Raw genomic sequence first — 18,320 nt, forward strand, 5'->3', positions numbered from 1 at the left:
GAGAAGGAAGAAAACGGTCGCCCGGCAGGGCAGGGGAGAAGGGGAAGGGGCCTAGTGCTTGGCCCAGCCTTCCTCGACGCCGGTTCCGGCGATGTCCACGTCCAGGATCTTGCGCGGGCGGACGCCCATGCGGTTCTGGTAGCCCGCACGGCGGACCTTGACCCGGCCGACCTTCTGGTAGAGCATTTCGAGCGCGGTGCGGATCTCGTCCTGGGCGTGGTTGGTCAGGGCCAGCCCGGCCTTGCCCACGTCGTCGATGAAGACGCGCCGCGGTTCCTGGTCGTCGATGCCGATGTCGACAAAGGTGGCGAAATATTTTTCGAGCGGCACGAGCACGTTCTCGATGAGCTCGAGAAGGTCCTCTTCGTAGATTTCCTGTTCCATCAAAACCTCCGGGAAGGATCGGCTGCGCAAAATGTACCTTGAACCACGGCAAATGCAAGGGGCGGGGCTTGCCGCCGCCCGCAGCGGGAGGCGGCGCCGCGCGCGCACCGTCTGGCTCGTCTCGCTGCTCGTCACCGCCGTCGGCGCGCTCTTCCCGCACGGCAGCCTGCCGCCGGGCCATTTCCTGCGGGTGGGCTACGACCACTGGGCCCACTCCCTGGACTGGGCCTGGCTGACGGCCCTGCCCTTCCTCTTCCTGCACCGCAGCCGGGCCCTGACCATGTCCCTCGGGCTCGTCGGCTTCGGCCTGCTCATCGAGGTGCTGCAGTTCTTCGTGCCCGGCCGGGGCTGCCAGCTCAGCGACCTGGCGAGCGACATCGTGGGCGCGGCCATCGGGGTCTGCGCCGGGCTGCTCCTGCAGCGCCATTTCCAGGAATGATCGCGGAGAATTGATCCTGCCGGGCCCAGGGGCTGTCCGGCCAGGGCTCAGACCAGGTTCAGCGGGTCGTCCTCGGCCCGGCCCCCGCGCCTGAACACGAGCAGGGCGACCGGCACGTCGCTGCCCGCCGCTTCCGGCGCGTCCGCCGGAACCTCGTCCACGTCCATCTCCCACTCGCCGCCGACGCCCAGGGCGTTGGTGATCTCCAGCACCATCTTGGCCCGCACCAGGAAGCGGACCTCGTCCGCGACGCTCTGCTCGAGCACGGACTGCATGTGCGGGATCATGCCGCAGGCCACCTTGCGCAGGTCGTGCGCGCCGTGGAGGCCGGTGGGCGGGGCGATGAGCGGGGTCAGCTGTGTCGGGGGCGTCATGGGCGTTCCTTTGCGTGTCCTGTGCGCGGCGGCGGCACGTACCGCGCCGCCTGGGCCTGCGCGAGAAGTAGCCGGGCCCGCGGATTATGGCAAGGGGGCGTCTTTGGAGCTGTTTTTGCCGCGATATGAATTATTTTTTTGTAATACAAAAAGATATTCAATAATGCTCATAAAAGAAATCGCTGGAGCCTTTCCGCAGGTCGTGCCCGGACTGCAGGGGCAAGGCCCGTTCCCGCGGCGTTGCCATGCGGGAATGTAGGCGGAATGGGAGGTTCGTCTGGCGCATATCTTGACACCATTTTCAAAAAACGTAATGCATTTCGCAAGCCAAGGGGGACATGATGACCAGAAAAGTCCGCTCCGTGCGGGTTTCCGAGGAGCTGGCCGCGCTCGATCTGTCCGGCATCGTGCGCGAGTGCGAGCGCTACCTGCGGGACCTCGAGTCCGCGACCCTGCTGCACAACTCCGGCAACAAGGAGGCCGCCGAGGCCCTGCTCAAGGCGCGGCAGGCGGACCTGGGGCGCAAGATCGGCAAGAAGGTCTGGGAGGCCAGGATCGCCGAGCAGGAGAAAAAATAACCCTCCGCGCCGCCGCGTCTTCCGCCGGGTGCAGCCGTCCTGTCCCGCGCCGCCTCCCCACGCTTCCCGGCCTTGCAATTGACTGTTTTTTCGGACGAAACCCGTCCTGTCCCGGCGGTCCGGATTTGACATCCGCACCTTCCTGATGGCAAATTTTCCGACCTCCGCGGTCCGCACGAAAGGAGGGGGAAACGTGAAGGACTCGCTGTTCCAGCTCGCCGACCAGTCGCAGATAGCTGTCTGGCTTCTGATCGTCGCCGCTCTTCTCGTCCTGGCCGTGATCCTGGCGCGCAGGCTGCGCCACGGCGACCAGGATCTCAATCCGCTGCTCGTCAACCAGCCGGAAGGGATCCTCGACATCCTGCGGCAGGCCGCGGTGCGCAAGCACCGCTTCGAGATGCGCATCCGCCACGGCCTGCTCGAGGACCGTCTGCTCTCCACCATGGTCCTGGACGTCACCCCGGACAGGATGACCGTGGAACTGCCCGCCAACGTCCGGCCCAGCAAGGTCCTCGTGGGACTCACCGCCGAGGGCTACGTGACCGGCAAGACCCAGCAGGGCATGAGCTTCTACAGCTTCCGCACCCAGATCCTCGACGTGGGCCACAAGGCCGAGGACCAGGGCTACGTGGTCCTGGCCGTGCCCGCGGAGATGCAGCTCTACTCCCGCCGCTCCGCGCTGCGCACCGTGGTGCCGGACGGCTACCTCCTCGGCGTGCAGGCCTGGACCCCCGGGCCGATGGCCTCCGGCGAGCCGCTCGAGCCCGCGACGCTCGGCAAGCCGCTGCTCTCCTGGCGCAAGGGCCAGGGCGGGAGCGTGCGCCTGCTGGACCTCTCGGGCAACGGCCTGCGCCTGGGCAACGTGCCCGTGCCGCCCGGCGGGCGGGACATGGCCGAGGTCAGCCGCCACGTCGTGGTCTGCCTCGACCTGACCGACCCCGGCAGCGGCGATCCCGCCCGCCACTGGCTTGCCTGCGAGGTGCGCAACGAGTCGCCGCGCAGGGAAGGCTACGAGGACGTGGGGTTGCGCATCGAGGGCTTCGCCGTGGACGAGGGCGAGGGGAGGCTCGTCTGGCAGAGGCTCGAGGGCGGCAGCGAGGTGCCGGTGCTCGGGGGCTGGGTCTTCCGCTACCATCTCATCGCGCACCGCCAGGCCATCGCCGAGGCGGAGCGGGGCGCCTGAGCCGACGGGGCCGACGGGGCCGGGACGGGCCCGGCCTCAGCGCCTGGCGTCGAGGTAGCGCAGGAAGGCCTGGGCCTCGGGAAAGTCGGGCCGCCGCGCGAGGCATTCCTCGAGCAGGTTGCGGCACTCGTCCATCTCTCCCTTCTCGAAATAGGCGCGGGCCATGTTGAAGAGCAGGTGCTCGTCCTCCGGCGTGGCTCGGACGGCCTTGTGGTAGTGCTCGAGCGCGCCGTCCAGGTCCTTCTGCTTGCGCAGCGCGATGCCCAGGACGTTGCACTCCCTGGTCTGGCGCAGGATGATGTCGCGCGGCCGGTCCACGGCCTTGCGCAGCAGGCTGCGCGCCGCGGCGAACTTGCCGCTCCCGGCGCCGGGGACGGATATCTGCAGGGCCTTGAGCAGACCCTTCTCCTCGGGGGCAACGGCGGAGAGGTCGACGAGCGCGTCCTCCTCGCCCAGCTTGGCGCTGAGCGAGCGCACCAGGGGCTCGATGTACTGGGCCCAGATCTCGGGCTCGGGGGCGTAGATCCCGTCGAATTCGCCGCCGGGGATGATGCGCTTGATGCTCGAGACCTGCATGCGGTCGTTCAGGGCGTGGACGTGGTACTGCGTTCCCACGCGCACCGCGAACCAGAGCAGGCGCTCGCGGTCCTCGCGGGCCGAGCCGCCCATGCCGCGCACGCGCTCCGTGTAGGTGGCGTAGGCCCCGGATATCTCGGCGTCCACCCCGTCTCCCGTTTCTGGCTCAGTTCAAGATGAACAGGATCTTCTCGATGTAGCCCTTGATGGCCTGGGCCTCGTCCGCGTCCAGCTCGCTTATCTGCAGGCCGAGCGTCACGGCGTCCATGCGCGTCTCCACGCGCCTGACCGTCACCCCGGCCATGATCTCGCCGAAGTCGCCCAGGCTGAAGGTGGACACCAGCGAGTCCCCGGCCTGGACCTTGCGCAGGCCGCTCGGTCCGGTGAGCTTGAAGCGCGCCCGGATGCCGTGCTCGGAGAGGTCGCAGATCACGCCCTCGTGCTCGCCGAAGCGGCCCTGCAGGGACATGGGCAGCATGCAGGAGATGCGCGGCGCGGTGCGCAGGTCTATGCGGAAGAGGAGCGAGGGCACGGCCACCAGGAGCAGCGGTGTCGGGCGCAGGATGATGCGCAGCACGTGGGACTGGAACTGGTAGATGCCGCCCTGGCGCTGGTATTTGATCACCACGCCGTTGTCCACGAGCAGCCGCTCCTTGATGCGCGGGATGAGCGGCAGGCTGAAGAGCAGCAGGCTCTCCATGTCCGTGCCCACGTACCTTCCCTCCAGCTTGCCCTTGAGGCAGCGCAGGATCAGCTGGACTCCGTCGCCGGGGTCCAGGCGGCAGCTCGAGCCGGGCAGGCGCGAGACCTTGCGTGCGATGTCGCCTTCGGACATGACGTTGGGCATGGGCATGTACGCCGTTTGAGCGAAGATGGATGCCAAGATGGTTCCCCCCTCGCGGCCTTCGGCCGCGCATCCGGCATTGTGCGCTGTGCGCCCCTCACGAACGTAAGCCCGGCCGTTCCTCCGTACAAGTAGGGTTTACCCTGATATGTCGCAGATATCTTGCAGATATCTCGCGGATATCGCGCGGATATCGCGCGGGCGGTCCGCAATATATCCGCGGCTCCGCTGCGCGGACCCCGCCCCCCGGCCGAGCCCGTCCGCGGTTCAGCCCTCGAAGTGGCGGGCGATGGTCGCGGCGTCGTCCGGATGGGCGACGGCGTCCAGCTCCTTGGCCTCGCCGTAGCAGTGGAAGCCGTCGGTCGCCAGGTTCACGTAGCCTGCCGAGCGCACGGTGGAATAGGGGATCTGCTCGCGCATTTCGTCGAAGGCGATGCGCTCGGGGAAGATGAAGGGCACTGACTTGCCCGCGAAATCCTCGAACAGGATGTATTTCACGATTCCCCTCCCTGGCTTTTCGCGATGATGGCCTTGGCCGGGACCAGGGCCGTGGCCGCGGCGGAGACGATGTTGCCCGCCACGCCGGGGCCGTCGCCCGCAACATACATGCCTTTGACCGCGGTCTGCAAGTCGTTGTCCGTTTCCACCTGGGTGGCGAAGAACTTGATCTCCGGCGCGTAGAGGAGCGTCTCGTCGTTGGCCACGCCCGGGACCACCGCGTCGAGCTTTAAGAGCCCCTCCATGAGGTTGGTGAGGATGCGCTCGGGCAGGGCCATGGCGATGTCACCGCAGGTCACGTCGGTCAGGGTGGGCTGGATGTAGCCCTTGCGCACCCGGTTCCACGTCGAGCGGCGGCCGCGCTTGAGGTCGCCGAAGCGCTGCAGGATGGGCTTGCCCCCGCCGATGATCGAGGCCAGGCGGCCGATGGACTCGCCGTAGGCCTGGTTGTCCGTGACCGGCTCGGTGAGGATGACCTTGGAGAGGAAGGCGAAGTTGGTGTTCTCGCTCTTCTTGTGCATGTAGGCGTGGCCGTTCACGCAGACGAAGTCCTGGTAGTTCTCCATGGCCACGTAGCCGCCGCGGTTGGTGCAGAAGGTCCGCGTCTGGTCGTCGTACTTCTGGGTCTGGATGAAGAAGGTCGGATCGTAGATCACGTCCGTGATGTCGTTCATGATGTCGTTGTGCGTCTCCACGCGCACGCCGACCTCGATGCCGCGCTGGCCCAGGTGCAGCCCCAGGCGCCGCGCCACGCCGCCGACCCATTCCGCGCCCACCCGGCCCGGGGCCAGGATGACGTTTTTGCAGGCGTACTCGCCCTCGGCCGTGACCACGCCCGCGATGCGGCCCCTGGACACGGCCACGTCCTTGACCTCCACGCCGGTCCGGATGGTCACGCCCTTGGCCGTGAGGTAGTCGTGCATGCCCTGGATGTGGCCGGGCAGGTTGTCCGAGCCCAGGTGCTTCTGCTTGATGAGCAACAGCTCCATGCCCGCCTTGCGCGCCTCCTGGCGGATGCGCTTGGCCGCGTCCATGTCCGTCGGGTAGACCGGGCCGTCCATGCCGAAGCGGTTGAAGATGGCCTCGGTCTCGTCGATGAGCGCCTTGGCCGCGTCCACGGACATGAACTGCGTGAGGTCGGTCTTGCCCAGGATATGGATGAAGTTGAGCTTGCCGTCCGAGAACAGCCCGGCCCCGCCCACGCCCGCCAGGATGTGGCAGGGCGAGCATTTGATGCAGTCCTTGTAGGTCTGCTGGGCGATGGGGCAGCGCCGCTTGTCCGGGCCCTTGCCCTTGTCGATGAGCAGGACCGAAAGGTCCGAGTGCTCGGCCAGGTGGTAGGCGGCGAAGAGCCCGGCAGGGCCAGCGCCGACGATGATCACGTCGTACGGGGTTGCGTGCGTGGTGGGCACGGCGTCCTCCTTCGGGCGCGGATGCGCCGCTGAACATTGGGCGAAATTTCAGACTATGGAGGAATGGGCGTGGCGCGCAAGAGAAAAATCACCGGGCCGCATCCCGCCGCCGGGCGCCGAAATCCCGGGCCCGGGCACGCCGGAAAGGGAGGGAAGACGCCGCGGGGAGCTCAGGCCGGACGGCGCAGCTCGTCTGCCTGGGCGGCCAGCATGCCCGCCAGCATGAGCCCGCAGCCCACGAGGCCGCGCAAAGGGATGACCTCGTCCAGCAGGAGCCAGCCCGCCAGGGCCGCGAACGCCCCCTCCAGGCTCAGGATGATGGCCGCGTGCGCCGGGTGTGCGTCGCGCTGGGCCACGACCTGCAGCGTGTAGGCCACGCCCACGGACATGAGCCCGCCGTAGAGGATGGGCACCGCCGCGGCCGTGACGCCGGAGAGGGTGGTCTCCTCCAGGAAGAAGGCCGAAACGAGGCTCAGCAGCGCACAGACCGCGTACTGGGCCATGGCGAAGCGCACCGGGTTCATGCGCGGCGAGACCGCGCCCACGAGCAGCACGTGCACGGCCCAGAACAGGGCGCTTATGAGCACCAGCACGTCGCCCCACTGCATGGAGAAGTCGCCCTCGACCGAAAGCAGGTACAACCCGGCCACGGCCAGCAGCGCGCCGATCCAGCAGCCGATGCCCGGCCGCTGGCCGAACCACAGGCCGAGCAGCGGCACGAGGATCACGTACAGTCCGGTGATGAACCCGGCCTTGCCCGCGGTGGTGTAGACGATGCCCCACTGCTGCAGGCTGGCGCCCAGGAAGAGGACGCAGCCCGCGGCCAGGGACACGAGCAGGGCGCCGCGCCGTCCGAGCGGACGCTCGGCCGTGCCCGCGCTGCGCGCGGCCAGCGGCAGCAGGGCCAGGGCCCCCAGCGTGAAGCGGATGCCGTTGAAGGCCATGGGGCCGATGTGCTCCATGCCCACGCGCTGGGCCACGAAGGCCGCGCCCCAGATGGCTGCGGTGAGCAGCAAAAGCCCGTTGGCGCGCATGCGCCGCGTCTTGCCGGACAGCGGCCCGGAGGCCGGACCGGGTGCGGGGGTGACGAGCGCCTCGCTCACAGGGTCTGCCATCCCACGCGGATCATGTGCACGGCAAAGGCCACCAGGAGCAGGGCGATGAGCTTGGAGACCGCGCGGATGCCGCGCTTGCCGAGCACCCGCACCACCCCGCGCACGTGGCGCATGGAGAGGTAGGTCAGGTAGGTGCACAGCGTCATGGCCACCACGGTGGCGGAGAGCCCGGCCGTGTCCTTGAGCACCAGCACGGCCGAGAGCACGGCCGGGCCCGCGATGAGCGGCAGGCCGAGCGGCACCACGCCGAAGTCCTCGCTCAGCGAGAAGGCCTTGCGTTCGTAGTCCAGCAGGCCGCGCGTGCTGACGATGAGCAGGATGAGCCCGCCCGCGATCTGGAAGTCCGCGATGGTGATGCCCAGCGCCTTGAAGATGAACGAGCCGAGTCCCATGAAGGCCAGGGTGACGACGTACGCCGTCACCGCCGCCTGCTTGGCGACCTTGTTGCGCACCGCGTCGTCGATGCCGTCGGTCAGGCCGACGAACATTCCGGCCATGCCCACGGGGTCTATGGCCACGAAGAGCGGGATGAAGGCGAGAAGAAACGAGCTGATCCAGGCTGACATGGGAAACGGCCTCCAGAAGAATCTTCCGGGGAGGTCCTTCCCCCCGTGAAGCCTTGGCAAATAGGCGTTTTTGGGCCAAAATGCAAAGGCCCATGCGATCCTTGCGCCGGTTTTCAAGCCTCGCGGCCGCGGCCGCCCTGTTCCTCGTTCCCGCCTGCTCCACCCGCACGCTGAACGATGCCGTGAGCATCGCCGCGAGCCCCACGCCCACCACCCTGACCCGGGTGCTCGGCCGCCGCGCCGTGGACTACGCCGCCAACCCCGCGAGCCTCGAGCGCGACCTGAAGTCCGTCAGCGACGCCCTGGACAAGCTCTTCCACGTCCTGCGCGGCAAGGCCGAGGACAAGTGGGGCAAGGACGGCGCACAGGTTCCCTCGGCCAAGCGCTACGTGAAGTACCTGGACAACTACAAGAGCCGCACCCTGGTGGACTTCGAGGACGGCTCCGTGACCGTGGAGACCGTGGACCAGGACAAGCCGCGCCAATCCCTGCGCGAGGCCGTGGTCGTGACCCTCCTCACCCCGCGCGACCCGCGCTCCGTGGACCTCTTCTCCGACCACCCGGTCAAGCTCGGCGAGGAGCCCTACCTCCTCGGACTGGTCAAGGACCAGGACGACAGGGACATCCGCTGGGAATGGCGCGCCGGGCGCTTCGCGGACTGGCTCATGGACCACTCCCTGAGCGAACGCACCATCACCCGCAACGGCAAGCCCGTCACCGTACGCTCCGTGCGCATCGCCATGGTCCCCGGCCACCTGGAACGAAGCGCCGAGAAGATCCTGCCCCTGGTCGAACGCCAGGCCGACGCCTACGGCCTGGACAAGACCCTCATCCTGTCCATCATCCGCGTGGAGTCCGACTTCAACCCCTTCGCCGTGTCCGAGGCGGGCGCCTTCGGCCTCATGCAGGTCGTGCCGGGCACCGCGGGCCGCGACGTCTACCAGTTCCTGCACAACAGGCCCGGCTTCCCCACGGGCGCCGAACTGCAGGACCCGGCCACCAACATCCGCTACGGCGCCGCCTACCTGCACCTGCTCGTCAGCAAGTACGTGGGCCCCGTCGCGGACCCCATCTCCGCCGAGTACTGCGCCATCGCCGCCTACAACGGCGGCCCGGGCAGCGTGCTGCGCACCTTCTCCAGCGACCGCGACGAGGCGCTTTCGCGCATCAACGCCATGCCCCCGGACCACGTCTACGACACCCTCACCGAGGACCACCCCGCGGCCGAGACCCGGCGCTACCTCCAAAAGGTCGTCATGGCCCGGCGCGAGTTCCGCGGCATCTGAGCCCCGCCTCGCCCGCCGCCTCTCTGCCCGGACTCCCCGCCCCGACTTTCCGTCCTGGCCTTCGGACGCTGCATCGCCTATAACGGCTGCGGCGGCCTTTCGCCGTCCTTGCCGACCCTTCACGCCCCGGAGGCAGCACCGCACAATGCTCTGCACCGTCCGTACCGCCGCGCTGCTCGGCATAGACGCCATCACCGTGACGCTCGAGGCCGACGTGGCCCGGCAGGGAATGCCCGCCTTCACCCTGGTCGGCCTGCCGGACGGCGCCGTGCGCGAGGCCAAGGAACGCGTCTTCGCCGCGCTCAAGAACTGCGGCTACCGCCTGCCGCCCGCGCGCATCACCGTGAACCTCGCCCCGGCCGACGTGCGCAAGGAAGGCAGCTCCTACGACCTGCCCCTGGCCGTGGCCCTGCTCGGCGGGGCCGAAATCCTCCCGGCCGAAGCCCTCTCCGGCTGGTTCCTGGCCGGGGAGCTCTCCCTGACCGGCGAGCTGCGCCCCGTGCCCGGCGTCCTGCCGCTTGCCGTGCGCGCCCGCGACCAGGGCGCCGCCGGGCTCATCGTGCCCGCCGCAAACGCCGTGGAGGCCGCCGTGGTCGACGGCCTGCCCGTATTCGGCGCGAACACCCTGGCCGAGGTCGTCTCCCACCTCTCGGGCGACGAACCCCTGGCCCCGGCCCGCGCCGACGTCGCCTCGCTCTGGCAGCGGCGCGAGACCTTCCCCCTCGACTTCGCCGAGGTCAAAGGCCAGGAACACGCCAAGCGCGCCATCGAGATCGCCGCGGCCGGCTCACATAATCTTTTGTTTTCAGGCCCTCCAGGCAGCGGCAAGACCATGCTCGCCGCCCGCATCCCCACGGTCCTCCCGCCGCTCTCCTTCGACGAGGCCCTGGAGGTCACCAAGATCTATTCCGTGGCAGGCATGCTCGACGCGGACCAGGCCCTGGTCGTCACCCGCCCCTTCCGCGCGCCGCACCACACCATCTCCGACGCCGGGCTCATCGGCGGCGGCGCCTACCCCCGGCCCGGCGAGGTCTCCCTGGCGCACCGCGGCGTGCTCTTCCTCGACGAGCTGCCCGAATTCAAGAAGCCCGTGCTCGAAGTCATGCGCCAGCCCCTGGAGCAGGGCGCCGTGACCATCTCCCGCGCCGCGGTCTCGCTCAGCTACCCCGCGGACTTCATGCTCGTGGCCGCCATGAACCCCTGCCCCTGCGGCTACCTCTCGGACGAGCACCACACCTGCACCTGCACGCCCCAGGCCGTGGCCCGCTACCGCTCGCGCCTCTCCGGGCCGCTGCTCGACCGCATCGACCTGCACGTCGAGGTCCCGGCCGTGCCCTACGAAGACCTGCGCGCCGGAACGTCCGGCACCGACTCCGCCTCCATCCGCGCCCGCGTCCTCGCCGCGCGCACGGTCCAGGCCGAGCGCTACAAAGGCACGCCCATCCGCCTCAACGCCGAACTCTCCGGCCGTCTTCTCGAGGAGCACTGCCGCCTCGGCCAGGCCGAGCACGCCTTCCTCGAGAAGGCCGTCCGCTCCCTCGGCCTCTCCGCCCGCGCCTACACCCGCATCCTCAGGCTCGCCCGCACCATCGCCGACCTCGGGAAGGATCAGGCACTCGCCGTCAGCCACCTCGCGGAAGCCATCAACTACCGCAGCATGGACAGGAGCGGGTTGTTGTAGAAGGGAGAAGGGGGAGGAGAGGAGAGGAGAGGAAGAGAAGATGCCTCCGGCGGGCAGGGAGGGGCTCCTCGCCCCTCCCTGCACCCACCCTCGCGAGGGGGTCACCCCCTCGACCCGCCTTCGCACGCGATACGCACGGACGATGCACCCGGGGCTGCCTGGGCGTGAAGGGCCTGTCGGGACGGTGCGGTCGTGCGCCGCGGCCGGATGGGAAGATCGGGCCTGATTTTTCGCCGGACGGCGAAAAATCAGGCCCGCGCCATCTCCTTTGCCCCTGAAAATGCCGGCGAGCGCCTTTGAAGGCCTATGGCAAAGGAGAAGGGGAGAGATGGGAGAAGGCTTTGCGTTCGGAGGTGGAGGGGCATGGGGAGGTCACTCCCCATGGGCAACCGTGCCCGAGATTTTTTCCGCGCGCCCTGCCGCAGGCGCGGCGCGCGGGAAAAAGCTCGGGCACATTCGTTCCGCGGCCCCCCACGCCCAGGCGACGTCTACCCGATCATCCCAGGTATCGCTTGCGAAGCGGGTCCAGGCTCAGCCTGGCGCGGGGGAGTCCAGAGGGGGCGCGCAGCCCCCCTCTGGCTTCCGCCTCGGCCTTCGGGCTCAGCCGTGCACGAGTTCGATGACGGCGTCGAGTTTGGCGAGGGGGTCGGTGTGTTCGAAGATGTTGCGGCCGACGCAGACGCCTGCGGCGCCTGTGCTGAGTGCTTCCTTGAGCATGGCGAGGAAGGAGTCGAAGTCGGGCTGGCTCGGGCCGCCGGTGACGAGCACGGGCGAGGGCGAGGCTTCCACGGCCTCTGCGAAGGACTCGGCGTGTCCGGAGTAGGGCACGCTGACGAGGTCCACGCCCATTTCCGCGCCCACGCGGATGCAGTGGGCGATGAGGTGGGGATCGAGCTCGTTGACCACGTTGCGGCCGCGCGGGCAGATGGTGGCGAGCACGGGCAGGCCGAGCTGGTGGGCGTCGTCGGTGGTCAGGCCGAGGTCGGCGAGCATGCGGTCTTCGTATTCGTTGCCGATGTTGATGTGCATGCCCACGGCGTCTGCGCCCAGGCGGGCGGCCTCGCTCGGGGAGCAGACCAGGGCGGAGCTGTAGGGCGGCTCGCCGTGCTTGGTGCCGCCGCAGAGCTGGACGATCATGGTCATCTCCAGGGGAATTTCCATGGTGTGCACGCGGGCGAAGCCCTTGTTGAGCATCACGCCCTGGACGCGGCGGGTCGCGAGCCCGTCCACGATCTGGGGCATGCTGGACAGCCCGGGCAGCATGCCCTGGCGGGCGCCGTGGTCCAGGGCCAGGACGAGGCTCTTGCTGCTGTCCGAGTCGAAGAGTTTGGCCAGGCGGCGAAGCGTTCCGGTCATGCGGGATCCTTTGTGGTGTGATGCGGGAGGTCGCGCTCCCTGCGGCGAAGATACGCGGCCCGGCGCAAAATGCAACGCGGCCGGGGCGGGGGAAGTCGAGGGGGTGGGGGTTGACGCGGGGCGTTCGGTGCTTATCTGTACCTTGAGGCAAGAGGCAAAGGTTACAAACAATCAAGCGGAGGGTCGGATCAAATAAATACCATCTCCCCATACAGCACCCGCACAGGTTGCGGGGCGATTCCGACCCGGGATTGCGCCTTGTAAGTGGCCGGCTCGGCAAGAGAACGAAGGCACTGGCGGGCAAACCGCCTCCTGCGCAGAGGGTTTCGGAATCAAAGAGTTCCCGGCGGAAGAAAGTACGCCGGATGCGAGAGGGCCGCCTCCCCGAAAGGGAAGGCGGCCCTTCCCGTTTCTATGGCCCGCGTATCTTTGATGATATGAGGGCTTTTTTGCGTCCGGAGTGCCGCACCCAGCGGGCGCTTCCGCTTCTTCAAGAATAGGCAAGCGCCCTCCTCTTCAACACTCCCCAGCCTTCGGCGCGGGCAGCTCAAAACGCGCCAGATGCAAGGAGCAAGAGAAATGCAGGTCCCCCTACGCGAGGGTCTGCATTTTTCGTAGCGACGCAGCAGATGATGCGTTTTCAGCGGACCGCCACCAGGCCGGTGAAAAAATGCCGGGCGTTGGTTCCGAGGGTGCGGATGCGGTAGCCGCCTTCCTGGATGACCAGGGTGGGCAGGCGCAGACCGGCGAGGAGCTTGCCGTTCTCGAGGAAGTCGCGCGCGGACAGGCTCCAGGTGCCGGTCGGGTCGCCCTTGGCCGGGTCCAGGCCGAGGCTTACGACGAGAAAATCCGGGGCATGGCGTTCGATGCGCTGCATGGCCTTGCGCAGGGCCGTGCGGTAGCCCTCGCCGTCCAGGTGCTCCTTTTGCGGAAGGTTGAGGTTGAAGCCCTCGCCCTGGTCCTGTCCGTGCTCGTCGGCAAAGCCGCTGAAGTAGGGGTAGGCGAAGTTGGGGTGGCCGTGGATGGAGACGGTGAGCACGTCGCTTCGCGCGTAGAAGATGTCCTGGCTGCCGTTGCCGTGGTGGTAGTCGATGTCCAGGAGGGCGACGCGGCCGTGGCGGGCCAGGAGGTCCGCGGCCACGGAGGCGGTATTGAAGTAGCAGAACCCGCCGAAGGTGCGGCGCTCGGCGTGGTGGCCGGGCGGACGCACCAGGGCGTAGGCCAGGCGCTGGCCCTTGAGTATCGCCTCGGCCGCGGTCAGGCCGCAGTCCACGGCGCGGCGCGCGGCCTGCCAGGCGTTGCTGTTCAGCGGCGTGAAGGTGTCGATGCAGAAGTAGCCCGCGCGCACGGGCATCTCCTTGGGCGGCCGGGCCGCGTTGCGGATGGGAAAGACGTAGGGGTAGAGCGACTTGCCCGGCGGCAGGGCGGCGCACATGCGCTTGAGGTAGTCCACGAAGGGCCCGGCGTGCACGCGGCGGACGTAGGCGTCGCCGTAGTGGCGGGGCCTGGCCGTGAAGCACAGATCCGCGTCTTGCAGAGCCTTGAGGATGGAGCCCACGCGCACGGGGGCCTCGACGTAGCCGCGTTCGCGCACGTGGTGGATTTCGTGGCGGTCGTTGACCACGGTGAGGATCTTGCGGTCCAGATTGTGGTCGATTGCGGTCTTCGCAAGGGGGCGGGCGCCGTAGCGCGGTCGGCGCAGGCGGATGGGATCGTCGCGCAGGGAATTGACCACCGCGTTCACGTAGTCCGGCGGGCAGGTGCCCTTGTACTTGCGCTCCAGGATGGCGCGGACCACGGCCTTGGCCGGTCCCTGGCGCAGGGGGCGGCCGCGGTCCAGTCCGTCCCAGACGAGGTAGGGCGGGCAGTCGTCGTTTTCCGAGAGCGGGGTCTCGTAGGCGGTGCCGTCCAGGGGGCGGGCGCCGAAGCGTTCGTAGAAGCGCAGGCGCGCCTTGTTCTGCTCGAGCGTGGCCGGGTCGCGGCACAGGGCCGGGTCGTCGGGCAGGCATTCGAAGAACAGGCCGAGCGGGCTGGCCTGGCGGGCGTCGTCGCGCACGCGCTCGTAGAGCGCGCCGCCCACGCCGCCTCCGGTGAGCCTGGGCTTCACGGAGACGAAGTCGAGATAGGCGAAGCCCACGTCCGGGAAGTGCAGCACCGTGGCGAAGCCGAGCAGGCTGTCGGCCTTCTCGGCCACGAAGAGCACGGTGGAGAAGCCGTGGCGCACGGGCTCCTTGAGCAGGCTCGGGAGCTTGTCCACCTCCTCGTTCGAGAGCAGGTGGAACTGCTGGCGCAGGATCTCCTGCACCTGGGCCACGGCGTGTCGGTCCACGGAGAGGGTGTCGTCGAAGATGCGGCGGATGCGGAACATGGGGTCAGAGTAGCACGAAGCCGGGAGCGCGCATAGACGGCGCTCCCGGCATCGCGGTTTTTCGCGGACGGGACCGCTGTCCGCCCGGTTACTTGCGGCGGGTCGCGCCCAGGAAGATGGCGCACAGGGCCAGCGCGGCGCCCAGGATGTCCATGGGCCCGGCGCGGCGGCCGAAGAAGAGCACGTCCCAGACGAAGGACAGGGTGGGCTGCAGCAGGATGGCCAGCCCGGCCGTGGACAGGGGCACGCGCGGCAGGTTGGAGGAGATGAGCATCCAGCCCGCGCCCTGGCAGATCACGCCGTAGGCCAGCAGGGCGAGCAGGGAGACGAGGCCGGGGATGGCGAAGGATTCTCCGCTGAAAGCGACGCCGAGGCCGAGGAGGGCCGCGGCGAGCAGCCCGAGCAGGGCCATGTTGCGCAGGCGCGCGGTGAAGCCCTGGGCGGTCTGCATGCGGCGCAGGGTGATGAGGAAGACGGCGTAGGAGACGGCCGTGGCCAGGCCGAAGAGGAGCCCCGCGCGGGACTCGCCGGGGTTCACGGCCCAGTCCGGGCCGAAGAGCAGGCCGATGCCCGCGGCGGCCAGGACCAGGGAGGCGACGAGGCGGCCGATGCCGCGCTCGCCGAGGAAGACGACGCCGTAGACGGCGAGGAAGACGACCTGGCTGTTGCCCAGGATGGTGGCCATGCCCGGGCCCACGAGGCGGATACTGGTGTGCCAGCAGCTGAGGTCCAGGCAGAAGGCCAGGGCGCAGACGAGCGCCAGCCCCAGGGAGAAGCTCTCCCCGCGCGCGGGCAGGAGGCCGCCGCGCTCACCGCGCAGCCCGCCGCGGACGAGGAGCGGCAGGGCCAGGGCCGCGCCGCCGAAGAACATGCGGTAGAAGGCCGCGGCGATGGGGCCGATGGAGGCGACCTTGACCAGCACGGGCGAGAAGCTGATGCACACCGATCCGGCGAGCAGCCAGAGGATGGGCGCCCAGCGGCCGTCCTCGCGGACATCGGGAGCGCAGGACTCGGCGTCGGGGACGCCCAGGCACTGCGCGGCCTCCAGGTCGTTCGGCATGCCGGGCGCGGCGAGGGTCGCGGCGTCTTCGCCCGCGGCCTCCCCGGAGAGGGTATCGGGATCCATGGGCATGCGTGTTCCTGTACTGTTTCGGTCCGTGGTCGGGATTTTCGCGGCGGCAGAGCCTCTCCGCGATCCGGGCGGCAAGCGGTAGCACGGCCCGGGGCCGGGCGCCAGGAGCGCCCGGAAGGCCCGGGGCGAACGGCGTTCCGGGCGGGAAAAAAAGGCCCGTCCCCTTGCGGAGACGGGCCGTGAAGCCATTTGCAGCCGCAGACTACTTGATGAAGCACATCTCCATGTAGGACGGCAGCGGCCAGTAGTCGTCGGCAACGATCTGCTCGAGCTCGTCGGCCCACTTGCGGACCTCGAGCATGCCGGGCAGGACCTTGTCGCAGAGGTACTTGGCCTCGGCGTGGGCGTCGCCGTTCTCCTTCTCGCAGAGCTTCTCCAGGGCGACGATGGCGTCCTGCAGGCCGCGCAGCTTGGCGGTGACCTCGTCCAGGGCGACGGAGCGGTACTCCTTGCCGATGGTCTTCAGGTTGGCGCAGGTGGCGGCCAGGTCGCTCTGGTAGCGGATGGCGCCGGGCAGGATCATGGTCTTGGCGATCTTGACGGCCAGGGCCGCCTCGGTCTTGATCGTGCGGCAGTAGTACTCGAAGTAGATCTCCTGGCGGGACTCGACCTCGCGCGGGGAGAGCACGCCGTACTTCTCGAAGAGGGCGATGGACTCCTTGGTGGTCAGGGCGGGCAGCGCCTCGGGGGTGTTGCGGAAGTTGGGCAGGCCGCGCTTCTCGGCTTCCTTGTGCCACTCCTCGGAGTAGCCGTTGCCGTTGAAGACGATGGCCTCGTGCTTCTTCATGATGTCCTGGATGACCTCGGTCACCGCCTGATTGAGCAGGGACTTCTTGCCGCCGGTCTTCTTCTCGAGCTCGGTGGCGATGAAGTCCAGGGACTCGGTCATCATGGCGTTCAGGGCCACCTGGGAGCCCGCGATGGACATGGCGGAACCCACGGCGCGGAACTCGAAGCGGTTGCCGGTGAAGGCGATGGGGCTCGTGCGGTTGCGGTCGCCCGGATCCATGGGCAGCGGCGGCAGGGTGTCCACGCCGACGTGCATGACGCCCTTGTTCTTGGAGGACTTGGCGCCGCCCTTCTTGATCTGCTCGAAGACGTCGGTGAGCATCTCGCCCAGGTAGATGGACATGATGGCCGGCGGCGCCTCGTTGGCGCCCAGGCGGTGGTCGTTGCCCGCGGAGGCCACGGTGGCGCGCAGCACGCCGCTGTATTTGTGGCAGGCGCGGATCATGGCGGCGCAGAAGACCAGGAACATGGCGTTGGCGTGCGGAGTGGCGCCCGGGTCGAAGAGGGAGCCCAGCTCGGCGTTGCCGATGGAGTAGTTGAGGTGCTTGCCCGAGCCGTTGATGCCGGCGAAGGGCTTCTCGTGCAGCAGGCAGGCCAGGCCGTAGCGGCGGGCCACGGAGCGCAGGGTGTGCATGACCATCTGGTTGTGGTCGGTGGCCATGTTGCCCTGCTCGTAGATGGGCGCGATCTCGTACTGGGCCGGGGCGACCTCGTTGTGACGGGTCTTGACCGGCACGCCGATCTTGTACAGCTCACGCTCGACTTCCATCATGCAGGCCAGGACGCGGCGGGGAATGGCGCCGAAGTACTGGTCCTCGAACTCCTGGCCCTTGGGCGACTTGGCGCCGAAGAGGGTGCGGCCGGCGATGTAGAGGTCCGGGCGGGCGAAGTAGAAATTGCGGTCGATCAGGAAGTACTCCTGCTCGGGACCGGCGAAGCAGGTGACCGGGGTCTCGGTCTGCTTGCCGAAGAGCTTGAGCACGCGCTGGGCCTGCTTGTTCAGGGACTGCAGGGAGCGCAGCAGCGGGGTCTTCTTGTCCAGGGCCTCGCCGGTCCAGGAGACGAAGGCCGTGGGGATGCACAGGAAGGTGCCGTTGGGGTTCTCCAGGATGTAGGCCGGGGAGGTCACGTCCCAGGCGGTGTAGCCGCGCGCCTCGAAGGTGGTGCGCAGGCCGCCGGAGGGGAAGGAGGAGGCGTCGGGCTCGCCCTGGATGAGCATCTTGCCGTCGAACTCGGCCATGGCCCCGCCCTTGCCGTCCGGGGTCAGGAAGGAGTCGTGCTTCTCGGCGGTCAGGCCGGTGAGGGGGTAGAAGACGTGGCAGAAGTGGGTGGCGCCCTTGGAGATGGCCCAGTCCTTCATGGCCTGCGCCACGACGTTGGCCACCGCGGGATCGAGCTCCTCGCCCATCTCGATGGTCTTCTTCAGCGACTTGTAGATCTCCTTCGGCAGCATGGCCTTCATGACCTTGTCGCCGAAGACGTTGCTTCCGAAGATCTCGGTCGCCGAAGTCTCCGCGAAATTCAGCGGCTCCGAGATGGGTTTGAAGTTCGTGACGGCGGCGATGGCATTCATACGTCCCTGGTTCATTCGACACTCCTCATTTTACGAGATGTGCCGCCGGACACGCCGGCGGCCTTGCGTTGCACGTCGGTGGCCCGGCACAGGGGGCGCCGGACCCTACCTCCAACCCCGGATACGGGAATGGGCATTCTTCTTAAACAAGAACCGGGCCATCCGC

The 18,320-nt window shown here is 68.4% G+C and carries 17 protein-coding genes; 5 read left to right on the plus strand and 12 right to left on the minus strand.

Translation table 11 applies throughout. The annotated features are described in order from the left end of the window. Positions 1–51 precede the first annotated feature (51 nt). On the minus strand, positions 52–384 hold the full coding sequence (locus DSX2_RS04065; protein ID WP_020878879.1) for a hypothetical protein: 333 nt from the start codon (positions 382–384) through the stop codon (positions 52–54). Between the two features lie 31 nt (positions 385–415). On the opposite strand from DSX2_RS04065, the gene DSX2_RS04070 reads away from it, so the two are divergent. Further along, complete coding sequence (locus DSX2_RS04070; RefSeq protein WP_084486418.1) at positions 416–823, plus strand: VanZ family protein; 408 nt, start codon at positions 416–418, stop codon at positions 821–823. Between the two features lie 47 nt (positions 824–870). Here DSX2_RS04070 and DSX2_RS04075 read toward each other — a convergent pair whose 3' ends face one another. After that, positions 871–1,197 carry a hypothetical protein gene (locus DSX2_RS04075; RefSeq protein ID WP_020878881.1) on the minus strand — a complete coding sequence of 109 codons (327 nt, stop codon included), beginning with the start codon at positions 1,195–1,197 and terminating at the stop codon, positions 871–873. A 341-nt stretch (positions 1,198–1,538) separates the two neighbouring features. On the opposite strand from DSX2_RS04075, the gene DSX2_RS04080 reads away from it, so the two are divergent. Both DSX2_RS04080 and DSX2_RS04085 read left to right on the plus strand, forming a co-directional pair. Further along, positions 1,539–1,775: a hypothetical protein gene (locus DSX2_RS04080; protein WP_020878882.1), complete on the plus strand. Its 237-nt coding sequence runs from the start codon at positions 1,539–1,541 to the stop codon at positions 1,773–1,775. A 193-nt stretch (positions 1,776–1,968) separates the two neighbouring features. Further along, complete coding sequence (locus DSX2_RS04085) at positions 1,969–2,958, plus strand: hypothetical protein (RefSeq protein ID WP_020878883.1); 990 nt, start codon at positions 1,969–1,971, stop codon at positions 2,956–2,958. Between the two features lie 36 nt (positions 2,959–2,994). Here the strand turns inward: DSX2_RS04085 and DSX2_RS17450 are convergent, their stop codons facing one another. The 6 genes from DSX2_RS17450 to DSX2_RS04115 form a co-directional block, all read right to left on the minus strand. Then, positions 2,995–3,681 carry a tetratricopeptide repeat protein gene (locus DSX2_RS17450; RefSeq protein ID WP_020878884.1) on the minus strand — a complete coding sequence of 229 codons (687 nt, stop codon included), beginning with the start codon at positions 3,679–3,681 and terminating at the stop codon, positions 2,995–2,997. A 19-nt stretch (positions 3,682–3,700) separates the two neighbouring features. Further along, positions 3,701–4,381, minus strand: coding sequence for a flagellar brake protein (locus tag DSX2_RS04095; protein ID WP_020878885.1), 681 nt, complete (start codon positions 4,379–4,381; stop codon positions 3,701–3,703). 264 nt (positions 4,382–4,645) lie between these two features. After that, positions 4,646–4,876, minus strand: a complete 231-nt coding sequence (locus tag DSX2_RS04100; protein WP_020878886.1) for a hypothetical protein — start codon at positions 4,874–4,876, stop codon at positions 4,646–4,648. Next, positions 4,873–6,288: an NAD(P)/FAD-dependent oxidoreductase gene (locus DSX2_RS04105; protein ID WP_020878887.1), complete on the minus strand. Its 1,416-nt coding sequence runs from the start codon at positions 6,286–6,288 to the stop codon at positions 4,873–4,875. Before DSX2_RS04105 ends, DSX2_RS04100 begins: the two co-directional genes overlap by 4 nt. A gap of 170 nt (positions 6,289–6,458) precedes the next feature. After that, entirely contained in the window at positions 6,459–7,322 is an 864-nt protein-coding gene (locus DSX2_RS04110) for a DMT family transporter (RefSeq protein ID WP_035040641.1), read from the minus strand. Between the two features lie 65 nt (positions 7,323–7,387). Then, the gene (locus DSX2_RS04115; protein ID WP_020878889.1) at positions 7,388–7,969 is read right to left on the minus strand and encodes a MarC family protein; all 582 of its coding nucleotides are present in this window, start codon (positions 7,967–7,969) and stop codon (positions 7,388–7,390) included. 92 nt (positions 7,970–8,061) lie between these two features. Here DSX2_RS04115 and DSX2_RS04120 point away from each other — a divergent pair, with 92 nt between their 5' ends. Next, the gene (locus DSX2_RS04120; RefSeq protein WP_035040595.1) at positions 8,062–9,255 is read left to right on the plus strand and encodes a murein transglycosylase domain-containing protein; all 1,194 of its coding nucleotides are present in this window, start codon (positions 8,062–8,064) and stop codon (positions 9,253–9,255) included. 145 nt (positions 9,256–9,400) lie between these two features. Then, positions 9,401–10,936: a YifB family Mg chelatase-like AAA ATPase gene (locus tag DSX2_RS04125; protein WP_020878891.1), complete on the plus strand. Its 1,536-nt coding sequence runs from the start codon at positions 9,401–9,403 to the stop codon at positions 10,934–10,936. Between the two features lie 600 nt (positions 10,937–11,536). On the opposite strand, the gene DSX2_RS04130 is transcribed toward DSX2_RS04125, so the two are convergent. From DSX2_RS04130 to DSX2_RS04145, 4 genes are all read right to left on the minus strand, one after another. After that, on the minus strand, positions 11,537–12,292 hold the full coding sequence (locus DSX2_RS04130) for a class I fructose-bisphosphate aldolase (protein WP_020878892.1): 756 nt from the start codon (positions 12,290–12,292) through the stop codon (positions 11,537–11,539). 640 nt (positions 12,293–12,932) lie between these two features. After that, positions 12,933–14,660 (minus strand): histone deacetylase family protein, encoded by a 1,728-nt coding sequence (locus DSX2_RS04135; RefSeq protein WP_020878893.1) that lies wholly within the window; start codon positions 14,658–14,660, stop codon positions 12,933–12,935. An 88-nt stretch (positions 14,661–14,748) separates the two neighbouring features. Then, entirely contained in the window at positions 14,749–15,786 is a 1,038-nt protein-coding gene (locus DSX2_RS04140) for a DMT family transporter (protein WP_236615074.1), read from the minus strand. A gap of 208 nt (positions 15,787–15,994) precedes the next feature. Continuing rightward, on the minus strand, positions 15,995–18,169 hold the full coding sequence (locus DSX2_RS04145; protein ID WP_020878895.1) for a glutamine synthetase III: 2,175 nt from the start codon (positions 18,167–18,169) through the stop codon (positions 15,995–15,997). Positions 18,170–18,320: the final 151 nt, after the last annotated feature.

It is taken from the genome of Desulfovibrio sp. X2 (genome assembly GCF_000422205.1).
Lineage (GTDB): Bacteria > Desulfobacterota > Desulfovibrionia > Desulfovibrionales > Desulfovibrionaceae > Alkalidesulfovibrio.

Bases quoted from the DNA above. Each gene is read 5' to 3' on its own strand.
- DSX2_RS04065 (WP_020878879.1), bottom strand. From the start codon at position 384: ATGGAACAGGAAATCTACGAAGAGGACCTTCTCGAGCTCATCGAGAAC.
- DSX2_RS04070 (WP_084486418.1), top strand. From the start codon at position 416: ATGTACCTTGAACCACGGCAAATGCAAGGGGCGGGGCTTGCCGCCGCC.
- DSX2_RS04075 (WP_020878881.1), bottom strand. From the start codon at position 1,197: ATGACGCCCCCGACACAGCTGACCCCGCTCATCGCCCCGCCCACCGGC.
- DSX2_RS04080 (WP_020878882.1), top strand. From the start codon at position 1,539: ATGACCAGAAAAGTCCGCTCCGTGCGGGTTTCCGAGGAGCTGGCCGCG.
- DSX2_RS04095 (WP_020878885.1), bottom strand. From the start codon at position 4,381: ATGCCCAACGTCATGTCCGAAGGCGACATCGCACGCAAGGTCTCGCGC.
- DSX2_RS04110 (WP_035040641.1), bottom strand. From the start codon at position 7,322: ATGCGCGCCAACGGGCTTTTGCTGCTCACCGCAGCCATCTGGGGCGCG.
- DSX2_RS04115 (WP_020878889.1), bottom strand. From the start codon at position 7,969: ATGTCAGCCTGGATCAGCTCGTTTCTTCTCGCCTTCATCCCGCTCTTC.
- DSX2_RS04120 (WP_035040595.1), top strand. From the start codon at position 8,062: ATGCGATCCTTGCGCCGGTTTTCAAGCCTCGCGGCCGCGGCCGCCCTG.
- DSX2_RS04125 (WP_020878891.1), top strand. From the start codon at position 9,401: ATGCTCTGCACCGTCCGTACCGCCGCGCTGCTCGGCATAGACGCCATC.
- DSX2_RS04130 (WP_020878892.1), bottom strand. From the start codon at position 12,292: ATGACCGGAACGCTTCGCCGCCTGGCCAAACTCTTCGACTCGGACAGC.
- DSX2_RS04135 (WP_020878893.1), bottom strand. From the start codon at position 14,660: ATGTTCCGCATCCGCCGCATCTTCGACGACACCCTCTCCGTGGACCGA.
- DSX2_RS04140 (WP_236615074.1), bottom strand. From the start codon at position 15,786: ATGGATCCCGATACCCTCTCCGGGGAGGCCGCGGGCGAAGACGCCGCG.
- DSX2_RS04145 (WP_020878895.1), bottom strand. From the start codon at position 18,169: ATGAACCAGGGACGTATGAATGCCATCGCCGCCGTCACGAACTTCAAA.